The organism is Enterobacter sp. Tr-810 (assembly GCF_011752765.1).
GTDB lineage: Bacteria > Pseudomonadota > Gammaproteobacteria > Enterobacterales > Enterobacteriaceae > Enterobacter > Enterobacter soli.
The window spans coordinates 192,399-212,391 of sequence record NZ_VWWW01000002.1 but is presented as its reverse complement, the minus strand read 5'-3'; the positions used below and the strand labels follow the sequence as shown (position 1 = coordinate 212,391).

The 19,993-nt window shown below is 53.9% G+C and carries 22 protein-coding genes and 2 tRNA genes; 11 read left to right on the top strand and 13 right to left on the bottom strand.

What is annotated here, in order from left to right:
* Window positions 1-55: 55 nt before the first annotated feature.
* Both F3J30_RS07550 and fumD read left to right on the top strand, forming a co-directional pair.
* Window positions 56-868 carry a MetQ/NlpA family ABC transporter substrate-binding protein gene (locus F3J30_RS07550; protein WP_003857677.1) on the top strand — a complete coding sequence of 271 codons (813 nt, stop codon included), beginning with the start codon at window positions 56-58 and terminating at the stop codon, window positions 866-868.
* 108 nt (window positions 869-976) lie between these two features.
* A complete protein-coding gene (fumD, locus tag F3J30_RS07545) occupies window positions 977-1,186 on the top strand; it encodes a fumarate hydratase FumD (protein WP_014069945.1) in 210 nt (69 codons plus the stop codon).
* On the opposite strand, the gene F3J30_RS07540 is transcribed toward fumD, so the two are convergent.
* Genes F3J30_RS07540 through F3J30_RS07525 form a run of 4 tightly spaced genes read right to left on the bottom strand, consistent with a single transcriptional unit; the run spans window position 1,167 to window position 4,261 of the window.
* On the bottom strand, window positions 1,167-1,853 hold the full coding sequence (locus F3J30_RS07540; RefSeq protein WP_166716850.1) for an ABC transporter permease subunit: 687 nt from the start codon (window positions 1,851-1,853) through the stop codon (window positions 1,167-1,169). The two genes, fumD and F3J30_RS07540, sit on opposite strands and share 20 nt — an antisense overlap.
* Window positions 1,850-2,626, bottom strand: coding sequence for an amino acid ABC transporter permease (locus tag F3J30_RS07535; protein WP_166716849.1), 777 nt, complete (start codon window positions 2,624-2,626; stop codon window positions 1,850-1,852). The genes F3J30_RS07540 and F3J30_RS07535 overlap by 4 nt, the downstream gene beginning before the upstream one ends.
* Window positions 2,626-3,441 (bottom strand): amino acid ABC transporter ATP-binding protein, encoded by an 816-nt coding sequence (locus tag F3J30_RS07530; RefSeq protein WP_166716848.1) that lies wholly within the window; start codon window positions 3,439-3,441, stop codon window positions 2,626-2,628. The genes F3J30_RS07535 and F3J30_RS07530 overlap by 1 nt, the downstream gene beginning before the upstream one ends.
* Before the next feature lies 1 nt (window position 3,442).
* Window positions 3,443-4,261, bottom strand: a complete 819-nt coding sequence (locus tag F3J30_RS07525) for an ABC transporter substrate-binding protein (RefSeq protein WP_166716847.1) — start codon at window positions 4,259-4,261, stop codon at window positions 3,443-3,445.
* Window positions 4,262-4,499: 238 nt separating this feature from the next.
* On the opposite strand from F3J30_RS07525, the gene F3J30_RS07520 reads away from it, so the two are divergent.
* The 4 genes from F3J30_RS07520 to F3J30_RS07505 all read left to right on the top strand — a co-directional run bounded on the left by F3J30_RS07520 (window position 4,500) and on the right by F3J30_RS07505 (window position 7,334).
* A complete protein-coding gene (locus F3J30_RS07520) occupies window positions 4,500-4,667 on the top strand; it encodes a hypothetical protein (RefSeq protein ID WP_041162045.1) in 168 nt (55 codons plus the stop codon).
* A gap of 165 nt (window positions 4,668-4,832) precedes the next feature.
* Complete coding sequence (locus tag F3J30_RS07515; protein WP_166716846.1) at window positions 4,833-6,161, top strand: ATP-binding protein; 1,329 nt, start codon at window positions 4,833-4,835, stop codon at window positions 6,159-6,161.
* Window positions 6,154-6,765, top strand: coding sequence for a LuxR C-terminal-related transcriptional regulator (locus F3J30_RS07510; RefSeq protein ID WP_166716845.1), 612 nt, complete (start codon window positions 6,154-6,156; stop codon window positions 6,763-6,765). Before F3J30_RS07515 ends, F3J30_RS07510 begins: the two co-directional genes overlap by 8 nt.
* Window positions 6,766-6,854: 89 nt before the next feature.
* Window positions 6,855-7,334: a heme-binding protein gene (locus tag F3J30_RS07505; RefSeq protein ID WP_166716844.1), complete on the top strand. Its 480-nt coding sequence runs from the start codon at window positions 6,855-6,857 to the stop codon at window positions 7,332-7,334.
* Window positions 7,335-7,382: 48 nt separating this feature from the next.
* Here the strand turns inward: F3J30_RS07505 and F3J30_RS07500 are convergent, their stop codons facing one another.
* Window positions 7,383-7,523: a hypothetical protein gene (locus F3J30_RS07500; protein WP_003857665.1), complete on the bottom strand. Its 141-nt coding sequence runs from the start codon at window positions 7,521-7,523 to the stop codon at window positions 7,383-7,385.
* A gap of 228 nt (window positions 7,524-7,751) precedes the next feature.
* Between F3J30_RS07500 and F3J30_RS07495 the strand changes: the two genes are divergently transcribed.
* Window positions 7,752-8,387 carry a carbonic anhydrase gene (locus F3J30_RS07495; protein WP_014069953.1) on the top strand — a complete coding sequence of 212 codons (636 nt, stop codon included), beginning with the start codon at window positions 7,752-7,754 and terminating at the stop codon, window positions 8,385-8,387.
* Window positions 8,388-8,415: 28 nt separating this feature from the next.
* On the opposite strand, the gene F3J30_RS07490 is transcribed toward F3J30_RS07495, so the two are convergent.
* The 4 genes from F3J30_RS07490 to mdtK form a co-directional block, all read right to left on the bottom strand.
* Window positions 8,416-10,011, bottom strand: a complete 1,596-nt coding sequence (locus F3J30_RS07490; RefSeq protein WP_166716843.1) for an FAD-NAD(P)-binding protein — start codon at window positions 10,009-10,011, stop codon at window positions 8,416-8,418.
* Window positions 10,012-10,127: 116 nt separating this feature from the next.
* Window positions 10,128-10,204 (bottom strand) — tRNA-Val (locus tag F3J30_RS07485).
* Between the two features lie 4 nt (window positions 10,205-10,208).
* Window positions 10,209-10,285, bottom strand: a tRNA-Val gene (locus F3J30_RS07480).
* A gap of 153 nt (window positions 10,286-10,438) precedes the next feature.
* Window positions 10,439-11,812: an MdtK family multidrug efflux MATE transporter gene (gene mdtK / locus F3J30_RS07475; protein ID WP_166716842.1), complete on the bottom strand. Its 1,374-nt coding sequence runs from the start codon at window positions 11,810-11,812 to the stop codon at window positions 10,439-10,441.
* A gap of 347 nt (window positions 11,813-12,159) precedes the next feature.
* Between mdtK and F3J30_RS07470 the strand changes: the two genes are divergently transcribed.
* Complete coding sequence (locus F3J30_RS07470) at window positions 12,160-12,798, top strand: riboflavin synthase (RefSeq protein ID WP_014069956.1); 639 nt, start codon at window positions 12,160-12,162, stop codon at window positions 12,796-12,798.
* 31 nt (window positions 12,799-12,829) lie between these two features.
* Here F3J30_RS07470 and cfa read toward each other — a convergent pair whose 3' ends face one another.
* On the bottom strand, window positions 12,830-13,978 hold the full coding sequence (cfa, locus tag F3J30_RS07465; RefSeq protein ID WP_166716841.1) for a cyclopropane fatty acyl phospholipid synthase: 1,149 nt from the start codon (window positions 13,976-13,978) through the stop codon (window positions 12,830-12,832).
* A gap of 301 nt (window positions 13,979-14,279) precedes the next feature.
* On the bottom strand, window positions 14,280-15,479 hold the full coding sequence (gene punC / locus F3J30_RS07460; protein ID WP_166716840.1) for a purine nucleoside transporter PunC: 1,200 nt from the start codon (window positions 15,477-15,479) through the stop codon (window positions 14,280-14,282).
* Between the two features lie 115 nt (window positions 15,480-15,594).
* Between punC and punR the strand changes: the two genes are divergently transcribed.
* On the top strand, window positions 15,595-16,506 hold the full coding sequence (punR, locus tag F3J30_RS07455; protein WP_166716839.1) for a DNA-binding transcriptional activator PunR: 912 nt from the start codon (window positions 15,595-15,597) through the stop codon (window positions 16,504-16,506).
* A gap of 16 nt (window positions 16,507-16,522) precedes the next feature.
* Here the strand turns inward: punR and purR are convergent, their stop codons facing one another.
* A complete protein-coding gene (gene purR / locus F3J30_RS07450; protein WP_014069960.1) occupies window positions 16,523-17,548 on the bottom strand; it encodes an HTH-type transcriptional repressor PurR in 1,026 nt (341 codons plus the stop codon).
* 297 nt (window positions 17,549-17,845) lie between these two features.
* Between purR and F3J30_RS07445 the strand changes: the two genes are divergently transcribed.
* Window positions 17,846-17,935 carry a YnhF family membrane protein gene (locus F3J30_RS07445; RefSeq protein ID WP_041162048.1) on the top strand — a complete coding sequence of 30 codons (90 nt, stop codon included), beginning with the start codon at window positions 17,846-17,848 and terminating at the stop codon, window positions 17,933-17,935.
* Window positions 17,936-18,100: 165 nt separating this feature from the next.
* Window positions 18,101-19,267 carry an MFS transporter gene (locus tag F3J30_RS07440; RefSeq protein ID WP_166716838.1) on the top strand — a complete coding sequence of 389 codons (1,167 nt, stop codon included), beginning with the start codon at window positions 18,101-18,103 and terminating at the stop codon, window positions 19,265-19,267.
* Window positions 19,268-19,305: 38 nt separating this feature from the next.
* Here the strand turns inward: F3J30_RS07440 and sodB are convergent, their stop codons facing one another.
* Entirely contained in the window at window positions 19,306-19,887 is a 582-nt protein-coding gene (sodB, locus tag F3J30_RS07435) for a superoxide dismutase [Fe] (RefSeq protein ID WP_166716837.1), read from the bottom strand.
* Window positions 19,888-19,993: the final 106 nt, after the last annotated feature.

The following is a 19,993-nucleotide window of genomic DNA, read 5'->3' as shown; positions in this document are numbered from 1 at the left end:
GCCTTCCTGTGACTCGAACTATTTAGGGTAACAACAACACACAGGAACCATCATCATGAAAAAGACACTGACACTGATCGCCGCAGCAACCCTGAGTGCCCTGAGCTTCGCCTCCTGGGCGGATACCCTGACCGTGGGCGCGTCCAACACCCCGCACGCCGAAATTCTGGAGCAGGCGAAACCGATTCTGGCAAAACAAGGTATCGATCTGGAGATTAAACCGTTCCAGGACTACATTCTGCCAAACACGGCGCTGGCAGGGCACGACATTGATGCGAACTACTTCCAGCACATTCCTTATCTGAACAGCGTGCTGAAAGATCATGCGGGCGACAAGGATTACGATTTTGTCAGCGCAGGCGCTATCCATATCGAGCCAATCGGGATTTACTCCAAAAAATACAAATCCCTGAAAGATCTGCCGGAAGGCGGCAAAATCATCATGCGTGATGCGGTGTCTGAAGAAGGCCGTATTCTCTCCATCTTCGAAAAAGAGGGCGTGATTAAGCTCAAGCCGGGCATCGACAAAGTGACGGCGCGCATCAGCGATATCGTTGAAAACCCGAAAAAACTGCAATTCACACCTAACGTAGAAGCGTCTCTGCTGCCGCAGATGTACAACAACGACGAAGGCGCTGCGGTGGTTATCAATGCGAACTACGCCATTGATGCGGGTCTGGACCCGGTTCACGATCCTATCGCGGTAGAGAGCGGTGAAAACAACCCGTATGCCAACATCATTACGGTGCACCGTGGTGACGAGAAGAAGAAAGATATCGTGGCGCTGGTGAACGTACTGCATTCCAAAGAAATTCAGGACTGGATCCGCACCAAATACAAAGGCGCGGTGATTCCGGTAAACAACTAATCATTTGATTTAAAAGATGAAGCCCGGCGAGTATTTCGCCGGGCTTCTTTTTTGTATCCAGCCGACGAATCATTTAAGCTGAGTCTTTAGAGCAATGGAGTGAGAGCAATGGGCAATGTGACCAAAGACGACGCGCTGTACCAGGAGATGTGCCGGGTGGTAGGGAAGGTCGTGCTTGAAATGCGTGATTTAGGACAAGAGCCAAAACATATTGTTATTGCCGGGGTGCTGCGTACCGCGCTGGCGAACCAGCGCGTCAAGCGTAGCGAGTTGACCACTCAGGCAATGGAAACGGTGGTTAAAGCGCTGGCCGGGTAACACGCCAGCGTTTCGCGAGCTGCTCAAGAGAGCAGCACAGCAGGTAATAAACCACACCGGTAAAGATAAAAATGGCGGCCGGGTAAATTTGCACCCGGTTATTCACTTGACCCGCAACAGTGGTCAGTTCAGGCACGTTTACAATAAAAGCCAGAGACGTGTCTTTCAGCAGGCTGATAAAAATACCCAGCAGTGACGGCAGAATATTGCGTAACACCTGTGGCAATAAAATCCGCCACAGCGTCTGTCCCGTGCTAAATCCCTGGGTCAGTGCCGCTTCATACTGCCCGACGGGTAAAGCACTCAGCCCGGACAACACCGAATGCATCACCGCTGCCGCACTAAACCATGCCAGCGCCAGCGTGACGGTCATCGCGCCGGGTAAATCCCCCCCGGTGATCAGTGGCAAGAGATACCACATCCAGAAAATCACAAAGATAAGCGGGATACCACGGATAAGCTCTGCCCACAAAAAGAGCGTGTTGCGTACCACCCCCGGAAAACGCCAGGCGAGACATGCCAGCCCGATACCGCCCGGTAGCGCCAGCGCGGCGGCACCCAGCGCCATCAACAGCGTCAGAAGCACTCCGCCGGGTTCACCGGCCGCCAGACGGCCCCAGAGTAAATAATCCAGGTTATCAGTAATAACATTCAGTCCGGCAATCATGCGTTCTCACTCCCTGTGTTGGCGATAGCGGCCCGTGAGCGGCGGGTGCGTTTTTTTATCGACGGACCTGTTCGCGCGAGGATCAGCCCAATGGCGACCCCGGTCACCAGATAGAGCACGGTTCCCACGCTAAACGCCTCCAGCGCATGAGCGTTATAGCTTTCGATTTGTCGCACCTGGTAGGTGAGTTCGGCAAACCCAATCCCGCTGGCAAGCGATGACAGCTTCATCAGATTGAGATACTGTCCAACGATGGGCTGCCAGGCGTTCGCAAGCCCTTGTGGCAGAAGGATGTAACGAAAAAGCCGCCATGCAGAAAAACCCTGAGCCAGCGCGGCTTCCCGCTGCCCACCAGGGACGGAGCGCAATCCGGACTCCACCTCCTCAATCAAAAAGGCCGAGGTGAAAACGCCGAGTCCCCAGGCGGAGCAGAGGAATTCCGGCGCGAACCACCAGACGTTACCGGGTAAAACCGACCAGCTGTGATCGGCATTCACCAGTTCGCGAAACGCCTGCGGCAGCCCGTTCCAGGCAGCGAAATACCAGAACAGCAATTGCACCAGTAACGGCGTATTGCGAAACAGCGAAACCCAGCCGCTGACGATGGCATGTCCGGCTCGTCCACCTGAAAGACGTAGCAGCAGAAAGAGAAGCGCCAGAAGGCTTGCCAGAATCACACCGGCGAGCGTGACCCATAGTGTGGTAAGAAAACCGGAGAGGATCCATTGCAGGGGTTGCCCGGTCAGCACCCCGTGCCAGTCGAGCGCAGGCATTACAGATGCTCCTGATGCAGCGGGTTAAGCACTTTTTGCAGGAAACGCTGCGCGCGCGGATGAACAGGCTGGGTAAAGAACTGCTCAGGTGGCGCGGTTTCCAGAATTTGCCCCCCGTCGATAAAGACAATTCGGTCGGCAATTTCACGGGCGAACTGCATTTCATGCGTTACCACAATCATGGTGATCCCGCTGTGGGCCAGCGTTTTCATCACAAATAGCACCTCGCCAATCATCTCTGGATCCAGCGCTGAAGTGGGCTCATCAAACAGGATGATTTGCGGTGAAGAGGCCAGCGCGCGTGCGATCGCCACCCGCTGTTGCTGGCCGCCGGAAAGCTCCGCAGGAAAGTGGTGCGCTTTTTCCAGCATCCCAACGTTGTTGAGCAACTCAAGGGCGCGTTCCTCAGCGGGCTGCGGTTTCCAGCCATGAACATGCTCCAGCGCCAGGGTGATGTTCTGGCTGGCTGTAAGATGGGCGTAAAGATTGAATTGCTGGAAAACGAAGCCAACGCGGCTGCGCAGCTTGCGAAGTGCGGCCCCGGTGAGTTGTCCGGTGGGTTTGTTATCGATAAGGATCTCACCGCCGTTCAGGGTTTCAAGCTGGTTGATAAGGCGGATAAGGGTGGATTTACCGGAACCGGAAGGGCCAAGAATGGCAACCACTTCGCCAGGGGTAATGCTGAGATTAATGCCTTTTAACACGTGGTGGTCGCCGTAGCTTTTTACCACGTCACGAAACTCAACGCTGGCCTGTTCCAGATGTGAAAAATCCGCGGCACTGGCCGCGGAGCGTGAAAATAAACCTGAGAGCATATTACTGAGCTTCTATTTTAAAGGCACGAGGCTGCGGTGACTGGGTTTGCGGGCCAAACCAGACGTCATAAATACTGGCGGCCTGACCATTTTTCTCCAGAGCGACCAGCTCATCGTTGACCACTTTCAGCAGCGCCGTTTCACCTTTTTTCACCCCGACGCCAATCTCTTCTTTGCTTATCAGGTCCGGCAGGATTTTAAAGTTCGCTTTATCCGGCGCCTGTGCCAGCAGCCCGGCCAGAATGGTGCTGTCCTGGGTGATGGCCTGCACGTTGCCATTACGCAGCGCCGTCAGCGCCAGCGGGATATCGTCATAAGAGAGTACGCGAGACTGTGGGAAACGCTGGTGTAATGTCTGCTCGCCCGTGGTGCCTTTCACCGCCCCGATGCGCGCCCGGCTGTATTCGTCCAGCTTATCGGCGGATTTTGCCGGTACCAGGAACTGCTGCCCGGTCACGAAATAGGGGGTGGAGAAATCAACAACCTGCGCGCGCTCTGGCGTGATGGTGATATCTGCCACGATCAAATCTGCCTTGCCAGACTGAAGCAGCGGGATACGGTTCGCCGGGTTAGTAGCCACCAGCTCCAGTTTCACGCCGAGCTTTTTTGCCAGGGCTTTGGCGAAATCAACGTCGTAGCCCACAATTTCATGGGTTTTAGCATCAATAGAGCCAAACGGCGGGTTGGCATCGAAGGTCGCTACTTTTACCACGCCTGCGGCCTTGATATCGGCCAGTTGATCGGCCAGAGCCTGTGTAGAAAGAATGCCGCCTGCCGCCAGTAAACCCAGTGCCAGTGCCAATTTTGTGTAAGCTGCCATAGTGTTATCTCATCGTTTTGTTTTGTCCTTCCACGCTCCCATAAGTGAACCCTATCGCCAAATAAGAAATCGTGCTTTGTAATTAACGAAAAAGCATTAGTGAACAAGGTGTTATCTTCAGGTAAATGAAAGGGCTCTATTTGCACTTCCTGCACATCAACAGTCGATATTGGTATTTCACTTGCACGAGAAAGGGGTGTTTAACTTAGGGCAGGTTCAGCAACGAGGGGTAAAGACGATGAAAAAGTGGATAAGCACGTTACGGCGGTTTTTTGCGGGCTCACCAGCAAGTGCGGAGAACAGCGCGCAACGTGTTCTTGAGTCGATACTGCCTGTTGCCAGCCTGTATGGCGTGGATATCGCGAACATAGATCCGGAGTGGTTCCATGATCAAACGTCACGCTGAATTGCGCTTAAAGCGCGAAATGTACTGGAATGAGCTGTGCGAAGAGTGCTGAGGAAAACAGGGTGGTAAAAACACCCCGAAGATCGGATAACGGCACTGTTTTTTTGTTCTCATAAGGGTTAGCTGATAATGTCGACTGCCTGAATGACGACACCCGTTAACACGATGAGTAATTCAAACCTGATTAAACGCAGCATCGTGGTCTGGGCCATAGTCTGCCTGATTAGCGGTGCGTTGCTGTACGCCGAACAAATACGCCGTCAGTTCTGGGCGCAGGACCGCGAGTTTTCGGCGCTCTATTCCGCTATCGGTGCCGTACTGACGCAAAACGAATCGGTGCTGCCGCTCCTCAGTGGCGATGAAGATACCGCCGCGCTGCGTAAAAAATTCCCGCATATTCTGGCACTGGAAAAGACAATGGATCGGGAGCTGGATGCGGCCAGAGTTGAACCTTTGCACGATCAGCAGTACTGGTTGTACAACCCCTGGCGTCAGATCCGGGTGCTTATCGACCTGGCACCGCTGCTGGCGACCAGCCACACGTTTTCCCGTCTTCATATGCGTTTTTCGACGACCCCTGATGAGATAGCGTCTGGTGCTTTCTGGCACTGGCAGCGTACTTTCCCGCAGCACACTCAACCCTTTACGCTAAATGCAGACGCGGAACCCGACTGGTTCGGGGTTTCGTGGTTTAGCTTTCCGCTGGTCTTTTTCGGCTGGGCGGTGGTGATTGCTGTGGCGAGCGTGGCGTTCTGGCAGCGCAAGGCACGAAAAGAGGCGGAACAACGCGCGCACTACTACCAGCACGCCAGGCTGAACACGCTGGGGGAGATCACCGCGGGCATTGTGCATGAAATCAACCAGCCGCTCACCGCGGTACAGACCTGGATCCAGGGAGCGCAGCGCCAGCAGATGCAGGATAACCCGCAGGCGGTGTCTCAGGCGCTGGCGGCAGCGCTGGTACAGACCCAGCGGATCGGTGCGCTGTTAACGCGTTTTCGTGAACACGTGGTGCAGGAAAAAGTGACCCTGCGCGACACCGACCTGGCGCAGTGCTGGCAGCAGGTGGTGAATTTACTCGAACATGAGCGCAAGGCTGAACATATTACGGTCAGCCATCACTTTGCGCCGGATGCATCGACAGTGCAGGCAGATCGGCTGTGGCTTGAGCAGGTGCTGCATAATATTCTCAGCAATGCTATCCAGGCGCAGCAGGACATTCCTCAGGGTTGGGTGCGGATAGAAAGCCAGAAGAAAGGCGATGCCGTACAGATAACCGTCACCGACGGTGGCCCGGGTTTTAGCCCTGAGGCATTGCAGAATGCATTTATGCCTTTTTACAGCGGGCGAAAAGAGGGGATTGGGCTCGGCATGACCTTAACGGAGTCACTGATGACGCGTATGAACGGCGTCATTACGCTTAACAACGCACCGGACGGTGGCGCGCAGATCCTGCTTCAGCTGGCGAATGACAAGGAGACATCACATGGTTAACGCTATTTATCTGATTGATGATGATGCGTCAGTCCTGGAATCGCTGGCATTTTTACTTTCGGGGATGAATTGGGAGGTGCAGGCCTATGACAGTGTTGACGCCTTCACGGTTGCGCATCAGGGAGACACGGCGCTGGTGGGCTGCCTGCTGCTGGATATGCGGATGCCCGGTAAAGGCGGGCTTGCGTGGCTGGAAGAGGGGGAATGGCCGTGGCCGCTTTTACCCGTGATCATCATGACCGGGCATGGCACCGTCGATGCCTGCCGTCGGGCGTTTCGCAATGGCGTATTTGAGTTTTTCACCAAGCCGCTTGATGCGGATAAGCTGATTGAGACGGTTGGTCTGGCCTTTGAAGAGAGCCAGCGGCTTCTCGGAGCCTGGCAGGAAACATCACGCATCAAAGCCCGCTTTGAACTCCTCACCGCGCGAGAACATGAGGTGCTCAGCGTATTAATGGACGGGCGCAGCAATAAAGAGGCTGCCGCGCTGCTCAGCCTGTCACCCAGAACCGTTGAAGCGCACCGCGCCGCGGCATTGACCAAGCTCGGTGTGACGAGCCTTGTTCAGGCCATCCGCGATTACGACAAATTGCAATCCGTATAACTACCAGGAAGAGTGCGTATTCAACCGAATTACGTTTCCCCGCGCGTCCCGATAACCTCGTGGTGTCTCCCAATAATCGAGGATGTGCGATGAAAAAGTTAATGATGGTTGCGGCGTTTATCGCGGGTGGTGTGAGCCTGACAGCACAGGCCGATGTGCTGGCGCAAAAAAATATCTCTCTGGCCCAGGCGAATGCCCTGGCCTCCTCTGCCATTCAGGCCTGCATGGCGAAAAACTACCAGGTGACGGTGACCGTGGTTGATCGCGCGGGCATCATTAAGGCCGTGCAGCGCACCGACAACGCAGGCCCACACACGGTGAAAGCCAGCGAAATGAAAGCCTATACGTCGCTCAGCACAAAGAATGCCTCGGGCAAAGTGATGGAAGCGGCGCAGAGTAATGCCGGGGCGCAAAATATGCGTGATGTTCCGGGCTTCCTGCTGCTGGCGGGCGGTTTACCGTTGAAACTAGGGGATGAAGTGATCGGGGCGATTGGTATTGGCGGTGCGCCGGGTGGTCATCTTGATGAAGCGTGCGCGCAGCAGGCAATTGATAGCCTGAAGCTGTAACGAGTCACCCGCACCGGGTGTTGCATCCAGTGCGGGTCAATTACGTGATCAGATTTTGCAGGCGTCGCCGCAGTCATCGTCAGCTACAATAGCCTGAGCCTTTTTATCTGCGTCATCCAGACGCTCAGCATTGCGCTCTTCGGCTTCATCCAGTCCGTTAAACACCAGATTGTCGAGATCAATTTCCATCATTTACCTGCTTTGTTCAGTTTTTGCGGTCAGCACAGTATAGGGCAAAAACAGGGATTGATGCATCCCACGGGCGGCAGAACAGCCCAAAGTGCAAAATGCGGGTGGGTAACAGGCTATGTGGTCGGGTCAGCAATATAATTCTTGTATGATGTTAAGCGGGGTAGTTAAACTTTACGAACGTGATCACTGTCACGTCTAAACTAAAACAGATAAAGAGACATTGCTATGCAACATATCATTGAAGGTTTCCTCAGCTTTCAAAAAGAAGTTTTTCCGCAACGTAAAGAACTCTTCCGCAGTTTAGCGTCCAGCCAGAATCCCAAAGCGCTGTTCATCTCCTGCTCCGATAGTCGCCTGGTACCAGAGCTGGTAACGCAGCAAGAGCCGGGACAGCTCTTTGTCATTCGAAATGCTGGCAATATCGTTCCACCGTTCGGGCCTGAACCAGGCGGCGTGTCGGCGACGATCGAATACGCAGTAGTGGCGCTGGGTGTGACCGATATTGTTATCTGCGGGCATTCCAACTGCGGCGCGATGAAGGCGATTGCCGACAACGCCAACCTGGAGCCTATGCCAGCGGTATCCCACTGGTTGCGCTATTCCGATGCGGCAAAAGCGGTTGTGGAAAACAAAACCTGGACCAACGGTACGGATAAAGTGAATGCGATGGTGCAGGAGAACGTTTTCGCGCAGCTGAGCAACATCAAAACGCATCCGTCTGTGGCAGTTGGCCTGCGCAATAACTCAATTCGCCTGCATGGCTGGGTTTACGATATCGAAAGCGGTGATATTCGCGCTCTGGATAAAGAGACCAAAACCTTTGTGTCGCTGTCTGAAAATCCGGAAGTGTTCTTCGAATAATCCGGTTACTCAGGGCAAGGATGCCCCGTTAATTCTCCACAAAAAACAGTTTTCTGCGTGGCCGGGATGCAGGTTTCTCTGCTGCTTTTGCCATCGCTTTTCCTCTCTCCGCGCATTCCGCCAGCCCCTGCACAAAAGGCTGATCGTGCATGAGCCAGGGGATTGCCCCAAAGGCTACCCGGCCGCACAGCGATTCGGGCGCCTGCAACGTATAATCCTCTCCCACATCCGGTATTTCATCACCTGTTGCCAGAAGCTGTTTACGCAGCGTCGGGAAGGGCAGGTCTTTGGTTTTAAGCGGTTTTTGTCCACGCCCATCGATAAATACATCGAATTGCCAGGTGGCGTCCTGGGTCGTGATAACAGTACGATCATTGCCGATATCCAGTTCGTACTCATTCCCCAGCGTAAGAATGCTGAGGATCCCCGCTTCGCGCAGTGCCAGTAGCCGGCGAATGGACTGTGGTGGAATGGCGGCATAGTTATCAATAAACACCCGCGCCAGCCCCATTTTAAAACGCTCGCTGTCTTTTGCGTTAAGGTGAGGAACGATTTCCCCCACCACATCGTGTAGCCGCAGCACGGTATAGCGCCATGCGACGGTGCGTTTTTCATGTTTGTTCCGCACCACCTCCTGGAGGTTGTCTTCTGCCCATAAGAAAGGGTCGTGCTTTTTACGATCTGCAAACCAGGCATCAAGGAGGGTGTCAGCATTAAGCCTGTGAAGATTTATTGCGTCGCACCACTGTGGGTCAGCATTCCTGAGTTCTTTCACCATGAGAGCGAATATCCGGTCGAGCAGGCCGTTAGCTCCTTTTTTAATTTCGGCTTCTGCGACTGCACCGGTCAATATGGCGAGGGGTTCATACGGGATGGGACAATAAAAATCGGCCTCCGGCAGGATCCCGGTGCGCGACATTAATGTTATTTTCAGCCCCTGACTTTTTTCCGCCAGCCGGAACTGGTCGTCGACAAACGTCCCGTGCTGCATCACTACCGCCATGGCGGCATCCAGGCCACTCAGCGAGGTGCCCATAATGCCGACGTGGCAGGGGCGGACTTCCGAGTCCATCAGCCCGGACCACGGGCTTGGAAAGTAGGCGCGGGTGGCTTCATCATCGTCAGGCCAGACGTGGCCAGTGGCAACGATGGCAAGATCCACGCTTTCGGCGAAGGGTTTATCGTTTACCGAAAGTGCGACCCCGTCTGCGTGAGCATCGATGTCGGTCACGCAGGAGGATTCGTATACCTGCACCGCAAAACCCCGCTTTTTAGCCTCTGCGACAATGGCCAAAAACCGATCGCGGAAAAATTCGCCCAGTAAAATACGCGGTAAAAACTGGCGGTCATGCAGTGAATTTTTGTCAACGCCATAGCGGGCGAGATGGGTCTGACTCTGTGTCTTAAGCCAGTCGAGATAGGTGATGAAGAGTGGGGGGATTTCAATACTTGCAATGTTCGCCAGCATCAGGCGCGAATTATCCTCAGTGCTGTATGGCATCCCAACTCCGGCTTCCTTTTCTTGTTCAAAGACCGAGATCGAGAGGGGCGTTTTGTTATTCAGCAGCGAAAAAAAGGTGTAAATCCCGGTAGGTCCCGAGCCGATAATGGCGATTTTTTTCATCAACGGTGTTCCTGCGTTTTCCATGAGAAAAGCGTAGCAGGTGAAGAATTAAAAAATCAGAAGGTTGGAATTATTCAGAATACTAAGAGAGAATTCGCACCATTTCAGGACTGAAATGGTGCGTCCGAGTGGACTCGAACCACCGACCCCCACCATGTCAAGGTGGTGCTCTAACCAACTGAGCTACGGACGCAGAATGGTGCGTTCAATTGGACTCGAACCAACGACCCCCACCATGTCAAGGTGGTGCTCTAACCAACTGAGCTATGAACGCAACGTGTTGTCGGCGACAACGGGGACGAATATTAGCGGCACTGTCCGGATGAGGCAAGAGGGAAAATGCAATTTTCTCTCAGATTTCACGCGATTGCTTTATTCCCGCGCAAAATGAAGAGAAAGTAGCCGCCCGCCAGCGGCCACTGTGTATTTAACGTGCGGCGCGCTGCAAAATCACGGCCGAAGGCTGACGTTGCAGGAAGCGCATACGCAGCATCATCAGGATAGCCGCTGACGTTAAGCCGATAATAAAGCCCATCCAGAACCCGGCAGGCCCCATACGGTCAACCACCAGGTCGGTCAGCGCCAGGATATAGCCGGCAGGCAGTCCCAGCACCCAATACGCCGTAAAGGTGATAAAGAAGATAGAGCGCGTATCTTTATACCCACGCAGGATCCCGCTGCCGATAACCTGAATCGAGTCTGAAATCTGGTACACCGCCGCCAGCAGCATCAGGTGCGACGCCAGGAGAACCACTTCCGGGTTGTCGTTATAGAGAAGGGCAATCTGCTCACGCAGGGCGACGGTAAACAGCGCGGTACATATCGCCATACAGACACCCACGCCTAACCCGGTACGCGCTGCCGTTTGTGCATCAATGGTTGAACCTTGACCCAGACGAAAGCCGACACGGATGGTCACCGCCGCAGCCAGTGACAACGGCATCACGAACATCAGCGAACTAAAGTTCAGCGCTATCTGGTGCCCGGCCACGTTTATAATGCCCAACGGAGAGACCAGCAGTGCAACCACGGCGAACAGCGTCACTTCAAAGAACAGCGCCAGCGCAATAGGCAGCCCGAGTTGCACAAGACGGGTCACGACAGCCATATCCGGCTTGCTGAAAGACTCATCGTTACGGATATCGCGCATGGAGCGCGCGCGTTTGACATAGGTCATCATGCTAAAGAACATGACCCAGTAAACCGCTGCCGTCGCCACACCACAACCGACGCCACCCAGTTCAGGCATCCCCAAGTGCCCATAGATAAAGATGTAGTTCACCGGAATATTCACTAGCAGACCGATGAACCCCATCACCATGCCAGGCTTGGTTTTTGCCAGCCCTTCGCACTGGTTACGCGCCACCTGGAAGAACAGATATCCCGGCGCGCCCCACAGTAACGCGCGCAAATAACCCACGGCCTTATCCGCGAGGGCAGGGTCGATGTTATGCATGGAGCGGATGATGTGGCCTGCGTTCCACAGCACGACCATAATCAGCACGGAGACCGCGCCTGCCAGCCAGAATCCCTGGCGCACCTGGTGCGCGATCCGCTCGCGGCGCCCGGAGCCGTTCAGTTGTGCGATAACCGGAGTCAGGGCCAGCAACAGGCCATGGCCAAAGAGAATGGCCGGCAGCCAGATTGAGGTTCCGATTGCAACGGCGGCCATATCGGTGGCGCTATAACCACCTGCCATCACCGTATCCACAAATCCCATTGCGGTTTGGGCAACCTGCGCGATGATCACTGGTATAGCCAGTGCCAACAACTGACGCGCTTCATTCATGTACTTCTGCACGTGAACACCTTTATTTTGTAGTTATATACCCGTCATACTTCAAGTTGCATGTGCGTTGGCTGCGCTCGCTCACCCCAGTCACATAGTTATCTATGCTCCTGGGGATTCTCTCGCTTGCCGCCTTCCTGCAACTCGAATTATTTAGGGTATGAGAGACTAAAAAAGCCGCCGTTACTGGCAGCAAGAAGAAAATGCAGGGGGATGGCAGCTATTGTAGCGGGCTTTAACTAATTATCTAGTGAAAAAATCGCCAGAAAATGCGCTCCGCTGGCAACCTGTTTTTCCAACTGTTATTGTGGTGGGATTAAACGGTGTCAGCACCGTCCGAAGAAACAGGAGTTGTAAGCATGTTTACTGGTATTGTTCAGGGCACGGCGAAACTGGTGTCCATTGATGAAAAACCCAATTTCCGCACCCATGTTGTCGAGCTGCCGGAATATATGCTCGATGGTCTGGAAACCGGGGCGTCGGTTGCGCATAACGGCTGCTGCCTGACGGTCACTGAAATTAACGGCAATCACATCAGCTTTGATTTAATGAAAGAAACGCTGCGCATCACCAATCTGGGTGAGCTGGTGGTTGGCGATACCGTAAACGTAGAGCGTGCGGCGAAGTTCAACGATGAGATCGGCGGGCATCTGATGTCTGGTCATATCATGACGACGGCTGAAGTTGCGAAAATCCTGACCTCTGAAAATAACCGCCAAATCTGGTTTAAAGTGCAGGATACGACATTAATGAAATACATCCTGTATAAAGGATTTATTGGCATTGATGGTATTAGCCTGACGGTTGGCGAAGTGACGCCAACGCGTTTTTGCGTACATTTAATTCCTGAAACATTACAGCGCACTACTCTGGGTGCTAAAAAACTGGGGCATCGCGTAAATATTGAAATAGATCCGCAAACGCAGGCGGTTGTGGATACCGTTGAGCGCGTGCTGGCGGCAAAAGAAGCCGCAATAATAAAATCTGAAGAAGAATAAAAAATAACCCCGGCTATCCGGGGTTATTTTTTTAGCGGGCGACCCGCAAACCGTGTTCAACACCACGGCTGAAGACCACCTGCCATAGCTGTATATCACGCGCCCTGAATGCACCTGCACAGGCGTTCAGGTAATACGTGAACATCCGTTTGAATCGTTCGGAATAGTTGTCAGCAATCTCCGGCCAGGCACTAAGAAAACGCGACTGCCATGCCATCAACGTGGTGTCGTAATCTGCGCCGAAGTTATGCCAGTCTTCCACAATAAAGTGGGGTTCGCTGGCGTTCGCAATCTGGCGAACCGACGGTAAACAGCCATTCGGAAAGATGTATTTATTGATCCAGGGATCAACGCTATGGTCAGTCTTTTTCGAACCAATAGTGTGTAGCAGGAAGATGCCATCCGGTTTCAGGTTACGATCTGCCACCGAAAAATAGGTGTTGTAGTTTTTCGGCCCAACGTGCTCGAACATCCCGACAGAGACAATGCGGTCGAACTGATCGTTCAGCTCGCGGTAATCCTGGAGCAGAATATTGACGTCGAGGTCGTGACACCGTTCCTGCGCCATTTTCTGCTGTTCCGCAGAGATGGTCACACCCACCACGCTGACGCCGTAGTTTTTCGCCATATAGTACGCAAGGCCACCCCAGCCGCAGCCGATATCCAGCACGCGCATCCCCGGCTGTAACTGCAATTTCTCGCAGATCAGACGCAGTTTTGCCTGCTGTGCATCCTCAAGCGTGGAGGCCTCTTTCCAGTAGGCGCATGAGTATTGCATGTAGGGGTCCAGCATCCGGCTAAAGAGGTCATTACCCAGGTCGTAATGCTCTTTACCCACGATCCATGCCCGTTTTTTGCTTTGCAGGTTAAACAACCGGGCAGACGCGATACGCAGGGTATCTTTTAGATTGCGGGGAAGTTGGTTCTCCAGCCCGGCGCGTAAAACGTTTGAGAAAAAGATATCCAGCCGTTCGCAGTCCCACCAGCCATCCATATAGCTTTCACCCAGCCCTAACGATCCCTCCTGCAACACGCGCTTGAAAAAATCGGGATGTTTGATCTGAGGATCGGATGGGGAAGGCCCGTTGATAGTGATGCCTGCACGACCCAATAATTCACTGACGATCCGGGACCAGTTGTCGTCCGGAACGCTGACTTCTTCTATACACGATGAACTCATAGCTTCTCCATCACCTTGCTGTGATCAGAACCTTCAAACAGCGTAGACGCTTTTTTTGGTTTGTGAGAAATCTCACGGTATTACGCTCCGTGAGGCTAGTATCCGACGTAGAACAGAGGAAGGGAGATAGCCCTTGCCGAAAGGCCTTCCATGGTAAAACGGGAGCACTCCGGCTCCCGTTAACACTTAATATTTATCGTATTTAATCGAACCAAATTTAGTATAGGCCTCAAAATTTGGTGATTCAATAGAAAATTCTTAGCAACCTAATCACTGGAATGTAACATAGTTGCTGGCGCGATTAAGCGTGTGATGTTTCAGCCTGGCCTGCCGTATGTTCCTCACGATGTGCCGCTGACTGCATGTGATATCCGATGCCTGCAAGGGCAACGGTTACCAGCATCACACTGGTGGTAGTGAGCAGTGGCGTTGCAATCAGTGCGGACACCACCAGGCTTGCCAGGAAGCACAGCCCCAGTTGCAGTGTGTTCTGCAAGGCTGCCGCGCGGCCCGTTGCCTGGGGGAACGGGCGTAAAGCCTGCGCCACGACAATCGGATAAATGGCACCGTTAGCAATCGCCATCACGCAGAACGGGATCAGGATTTCTACCAGACCTGCGCCCGGAATAAAGCCAACGGCCCAGGTACCAATAACGCTTAACGCGTACAGCGCCAGCAGCCAGGGTAACATCTGCTGACCCTGCCATTTTTGCAGCGCCGCGCGACAACCATAACCGCCCACCAGGAAGGCGATGGTCTGTGGAACATAGCTCAGTCCGATGGCGGCCGGGCTGTAACCCATGTCATGCAGAATAAAGGGTGAGCCGGTCAGCCATGCGAAGAAGCTGGCGGAGCAGGCAGCGTAGATAAGCACGTTGCCGCGGTACGCTTTGGTGCGCAGCAAAGAGGTAAAAGTAATCGGCTTCGCTTCCGGGTGCGTCTCTTTTTTATGCGCAGGCTTCAGGGCGAATGCGGGCAGCATCAGCACCAGAGTGATGGCAAACAGGGTGGCGAAAATCGCCTGCCAGTCGAAGTGCGCCAGGATCCAGCTGCCCAGCAGTGGAGCCAGCGCAGGGGAAAGGCCAACCAGCGGCATAATGGTGGCAAAAATTCGGTTGGTCCGCGAGGCCGGATAGTAATCCGTCACCAGCGCCTGCCAGGTGACCGCTGCGGCACAAACTCCGACGGCCTGAACAAAACGCAGCACCAGCAGCCAGGTCGCATCGCGTACCCATAACATCCCAAGACAGCCCACGGCAAAAATTGCCAGGCCCAGCAACAGCACCGGTTTACGACCAAAACGGTCAGAGAGCGGTCCCCACAGCAGTTGCGCAAAGGCAAAACCGGCGAGGAACAAACTCAGGCTGGCACTGATGGCGGCGGCAGGCGTTTGCAAATCTTCCTGCATTGCAGCGAATGCGGGTAAATACATATCGGTCGCTAAAAAGCCCAGCACGCTTAAGCCGCCGAGCCAGACTAAAAAACCTTTCCTGGGTTGCATTGTTTTATTCTCCTTAAGGAGGCAGGTGTACGTTGGCGCAGAGTGTAGGGAGTGCAAAGCGGCTTGTGAAACGCTAATATTTGGCGGGTGCATTCAAATTTTTTGCAGGCAGAAAATGTGGTCAGATTATTCTCTTGAAGTTGTGGATGCTGTCGCTCGTAACGGCAGCTTCAGCAGAGCCGCGCAGGAACTCCACCGCGTCCCCTCGGCCATCAGTTACACGGTACGTCAGCTTGAGGAATGGCTGGCGGTTCCGCTGTTTGAACGCCGCCATCGCGACGTGGAATTAACGCCTGCCGGGGCGTGGTTTTTGAAAGAAGGGCGTTCTGTTATCAAAAAAATGCAGATCACCCGTGAACAGTGTCAGCAAATCGCTAACGGCTGGCGAGGGCATCTGTCTATTGCGGTGGATAACATCGTCAAACCCGAACGTACCCGGCAGATGATTGTCGATTTTTATCGCCACTTCTCGGATGTTGAGTTGCGGGTATCACAGGAAGTCTTTAACGGTGTCTGGGATGCGCTGGCAGACGGCAGGGCAGAGATGGCGATCGGCGCAACACAGGCCATACCCGTTGGGGGACGCTACGCATTTCGCGATATGGGAATGTTAAGCTGGAAATGCGTGGTGGCAAGCGATCACCCGCTGGCGGCAATGCCGGGGCCGTTAAGTGACGATACCCTGCGTAACTGGCCGTCGTTGGTGCTGGAGGACACGTCGCGCTCACTACCGAAGCGTGTAACCTGGCTGCTGGATAACCAGCGTCGGGTGATTGCGCCTGACTGGGAATCCTCCGCGACCTGCCTTTCCGCCGGGTTGTGTGTGGCGATGGTGCCGGTCCATTTTGCCAGACCGCGAATCGATGCCGGGGAGTGGGTTGCCCTTGAACTGGAAAACCCGTTCCCGGATGCGGCATGTTGTCTAACCTGGCAGCAAAGCGACGTATCGCCCGCGATGGCGTGGCTGCTGGATTATTTGGGGGACAGTGAAACGCTGAACAGGGAGTGGTTACGGGAGCCAGATTAACTGGCTCCGTACACGATTAACGGCGGTAGTCGCGGAAAGGACCGTCCGCAACGGAACGACGTTCGATAAGACGCGGGTGGACTTCAATCGACTGTGACTCTTCACGTTTGTTAACGATCCTGTCCATCAGCATATTGAATGCTGTTTCACCCAGAGAGTCCTTCGGCTGGTGAATGGTGGTCAGCGCCGGAGTGAAAAAACGCGCGTTGCGCACGTTGTCATACCCGATCACAGAAATATCCTGCGGTACGCGCAGACCCAGCTCATCGGCGGCACAAAGCGCACCCATTGCCATAATATCGCCACCGCAGAAGACGGCAGTCGGACGATGTGGCTGGGAGACAATCTGCTGCATCGCGCGGTAACCGGATTCAGGCTCAAAGTCACCCTGAACAATCCAGTTTTCCGGTACGGTGATCAGCGCTTCTTCCATGGCTTTCATAAACCCGGCCAGACGGCCTGCACCGGTGTTACGCTCCAGTGGGCCCGGGATCACGCCAATCTCGCGGTGACCGCGTTCCACCAGATAACGACCGGCCATGTAGCCGCCTTCGAAGGCGTTATCAATAACGGAGTCGGTAAAATCAGCGCGCGCTTCACCCCAGTCCATCACGACCATTGGGATGTGACGATACTCTTCGAGCATCGAGAGCACAGACTCCGGGTATTCAGAACACATGACCAATAGGCCATCCACGCGTTTTTGCGCCATCATCGACAGATAAGCACGCTGTTTCTCAATGTTGTTCCACGCGTTGCCCAGGATCAGGGTATAGCCTTTCTGGAAGCAGTTTTTCTCGACCGCTTCGATGATCTCTGCGAAATACGCAGCTTCGCTGCTGGTGGCCAGCAAACCAATAGATTTGGTGTGATTAACTTTCAGGCTACGCGCGACCGCACTTGGCGAATAGTGCAGCTCTTTGATCGCCGCCCAGACGGCATTACGCGTCTCTTCCGCGACAAAACGGGTTTTGTTAATTACATGTGATACGGTTGTAGTGGAAACGTTTGCGCGTTTTGCCACGTCTTTAATTGTTGCCATTAAATGTCACTCCAGACCATATCCTAAGCTCCTGAAAAACTTGAAGGTAAACGTTTGCCTTCTCTCACCCTTATCACGCAATCTGGAATTGCGACACGCCGGGAAAACGACACAGGACGTCAGGAGGGGGTCAATGGCCGGTACGCTAATAAATTTAGCGTGGAATTTTGTCCTATCTTGATGAAAAGGGGAAGAGCAAAAGTGGATATCAGTTTAAATCCAGGAAGATTTTTGACGTAAACTGTGTAAAAATGAGCAAGCTCACTTTTCGTAAGGTGATTAAAAGGAGAAAAATTGATGAGTACCGATCTTAAGTTTTCGCTGACGACCACCGTTATCGTGCTGGCACTGATTGTTGCCGCTGGCCTGACGGCTGTATTGCACTGATTTACGCGGGGGGAGAGTTCTCTCCCTCCACACTCCCCGCTGATTGTTACTTCTCTGGCAAAAATCTTTTGCCAAATTGTTAACTTCTCATTTTTTGTGATTGGTGTCATGCTTTTGACTTCTTTGTTCTGTGTCGCGGTACGACACGGCATCCGGAGTTGACTCATGAAAATCAATTTTCCTCTGCTGGCCCTGGCGATTGGCGCTTTTGGGATTGGCACCACTGAATTTTCCCCGATGGGGTTATTGCCTGTTATCGCCCGGGGTGTGGACGTCTCTATCCCTGCGGCGGGTATGTTGATTAGCGCCTACGCGATTGGCGTGATGGTAGGGGCGCCGTTAATGACGCTGCTGCTTTCACACCGTGCGCGTCGTAATGCGCTGATTTTCCTGATGGCCATTTTTACACTGGGGAATGTGCTTTCCGCGCTTTCACCGGATTACACCACGCTGATGCTGTCCCGTATCCTGACCAGCCTTAATCACGGTGCGTTCTTTGGACTCGGCTCCGTGGTTGCCGCAAGCGTGGTGCCTAAACATAAGCAGGCCAGCGCGGTGGCAACCATGTTCATGGGCCTGACCATCGCCAATATCGGCGGTGTCCCTGCGGCCACTTGGCTGGGTGAAGCGATCGGCTGGCGTATGTCGTTCCTGGCAACCGCCGCACTGGGCGTGATTGCCATGGTCGCGCTGTTCTTCTCATTGCCGAAAGGTAGCGCAGGCGAACGCCCGGATGTACGTAAAGAGCTGTCTGTGCTGGTGCGTCCTCAGGTGTTGTCTGCACTGTTGACCACGGTGCTGGGGGCAGGGGCGATGTTTACGCTCTATACCTATATTTCGCCCGTGCTGCACGATATTACTCATGCTACGCCGGTCTTTATTACCGCGATGCTGGTGCTGATTGGCGTAGGGTTCTCTATTGGTAACTATCTGGGCGGTAAGCTGGCAGACCGTTCCGTGAGCGGCACGCTGAAAGGCTTCTTAACGCTGCTGATTGTCATCATGGTGGCTATTCCGTGGCTGGCACGTAACGAGTTTGGCGCGGCCATTGCGATGGTGGTATGGGGTGCTGCGACCTTTGCCGTGGTTCCACCGTTGCAGATGCGCGTCATGCGTGTGGCTCATGAAGCACCGGGGCTCTCTTCATCCGTGAATATTGGTGCGTTTAACCTGGGTAATGCGCTGGGGGCTGCGGCCGGTGGTGCGGTGATTTCGGGTGGTCTGGGGTACAGCTTTGTGCCGGTGATGGGAGCGATTATTGCCGCTCTGGGGTTACTGCTGGTACTGATGTCGGGTCGTAAACAACCAGAAACGGCCTGCGCTGCTGAATAATCAAAAAACGCAGAAGGGCGAACCCTTCTGCGTGTCTCTTATGCTGCGAGGTTCTTCGCAACAAATTCCCAGTTAACCAGCGCCCAGAAATGCTCCAGGTAGTTCGGACGCGCGTTACGGTAATCGATGTAGTAAGCATGTTCCCACACATCGACGGTCATCAGCGGGGTTGCGCTGGTGGTCAGCGGTGTACCCGCGTTGGATGTTGATACGATAGCCAGTTTGCCATCGGCTTCTTTCACAAGCCAGGTCCAGCCGGAGCCAAAGTTTTTAATCGCTGCGTCAGTGAATTTTGCTTTGAAATCAGCAAAGCTGCCGAACGCGGCATTGATGGCTACGGCCAGTTCACCGGTTGGTTCTCCGCCTGCATTCGGTGCCAGGCAGTGCCAGTAAAACGTGTGGTTCCAGACCTGAGCGGCGTTGTTAAACACGCCACCTTCAGAGCTACGCACGATCTCTTCCAGCGTTTTGCCTTCAAAGTCAGTGCCTTTGATCAGGTTGTTCAGGTTGGTGACATACGTCTGGTGGTGTTTGCCGTAGTGATATTCCAGGGTTTCCACGGAAATGTGTGGAGCCAGGGCGTCTTTTGCATACGGTAATGCAGGTAATTCGAACGACATTGCTTCTCTCCTTATTATTTTTTACGTTGCCAATAACCATACAGACAACAAGGATAGAGTAGCAAATTGAAAGGGTATGCAAAAGAGGAACTTACCCCGCCGCAGA

Bases quoted from the DNA above. Each gene is read 5' to 3' on its own strand.
- sodB (WP_166716837.1), bottom strand. From the start codon at position 19,887: ATGTCGTTCGAATTACCTGCATTACCGTATGCAAAAGACGCCCTGGCT.
- fumD (WP_014069945.1), top strand. From the start codon at position 977: ATGGGCAATGTGACCAAAGACGACGCGCTGTACCAGGAGATGTGCCGG.
- F3J30_RS07530 (WP_166716848.1), bottom strand. From the start codon at position 3,441: ATGCTCTCAGGTTTATTTTCACGCTCCGCGGCCAGTGCCGCGGATTTT.
- punR (WP_166716839.1), top strand. From the start codon at position 15,595: ATGTGGTCAGATTATTCTCTTGAAGTTGTGGATGCTGTCGCTCGTAAC.
- F3J30_RS07535 (WP_166716849.1), bottom strand. From the start codon at position 2,626: ATGCCTGCGCTCGACTGGCACGGGGTGCTGACCGGGCAACCCCTGCAA.
- F3J30_RS07505 (WP_166716844.1), top strand. From the start codon at position 6,855: ATGAAAAAGTTAATGATGGTTGCGGCGTTTATCGCGGGTGGTGTGAGC.
- punC (WP_166716840.1), bottom strand. From the start codon at position 15,479: ATGCAACCCAGGAAAGGTTTTTTAGTCTGGCTCGGCGGCTTAAGCGTG.
- F3J30_RS07525 (WP_166716847.1), bottom strand. From the start codon at position 4,261: ATGGCAGCTTACACAAAATTGGCACTGGCACTGGGTTTACTGGCGGCA.
- F3J30_RS07445 (WP_041162048.1), top strand. From the start codon at position 17,846: ATGAGTACCGATCTTAAGTTTTCGCTGACGACCACCGTTATCGTGCTG.
- F3J30_RS07520 (WP_041162045.1), top strand. From the start codon at position 4,500: ATGAAAAAGTGGATAAGCACGTTACGGCGGTTTTTTGCGGGCTCACCA.
- cfa (WP_166716841.1), bottom strand. From the start codon at position 13,978: ATGAGTTCATCGTGTATAGAAGAAGTCAGCGTTCCGGACGACAACTGG.
- purR (WP_014069960.1), bottom strand. From the start codon at position 17,548: ATGGCAACAATTAAAGACGTGGCAAAACGCGCAAACGTTTCCACTACA.
- F3J30_RS07470 (WP_014069956.1), top strand. From the start codon at position 12,160: ATGTTTACTGGTATTGTTCAGGGCACGGCGAAACTGGTGTCCATTGAT.
- F3J30_RS07495 (WP_014069953.1), top strand. From the start codon at position 7,752: ATGCAACATATCATTGAAGGTTTCCTCAGCTTTCAAAAAGAAGTTTTT.
- F3J30_RS07550 (WP_003857677.1), top strand. From the start codon at position 56: ATGAAAAAGACACTGACACTGATCGCCGCAGCAACCCTGAGTGCCCTG.
- F3J30_RS07510 (WP_166716845.1), top strand. From the start codon at position 6,154: ATGGTTAACGCTATTTATCTGATTGATGATGATGCGTCAGTCCTGGAA.
- F3J30_RS07540 (WP_166716850.1), bottom strand. From the start codon at position 1,853: ATGATTGCCGGACTGAATGTTATTACTGATAACCTGGATTATTTACTC.
- F3J30_RS07440 (WP_166716838.1), top strand. From the start codon at position 18,101: ATGAAAATCAATTTTCCTCTGCTGGCCCTGGCGATTGGCGCTTTTGGG.
- F3J30_RS07515 (WP_166716846.1), top strand. From the start codon at position 4,833: ATGAGTAATTCAAACCTGATTAAACGCAGCATCGTGGTCTGGGCCATA.
- F3J30_RS07500 (WP_003857665.1), bottom strand. From the start codon at position 7,523: ATGGAAATTGATCTCGACAATCTGGTGTTTAACGGACTGGATGAAGCC.
- F3J30_RS07490 (WP_166716843.1), bottom strand. From the start codon at position 10,011: ATGAAAAAAATCGCCATTATCGGCTCGGGACCTACCGGGATTTACACC.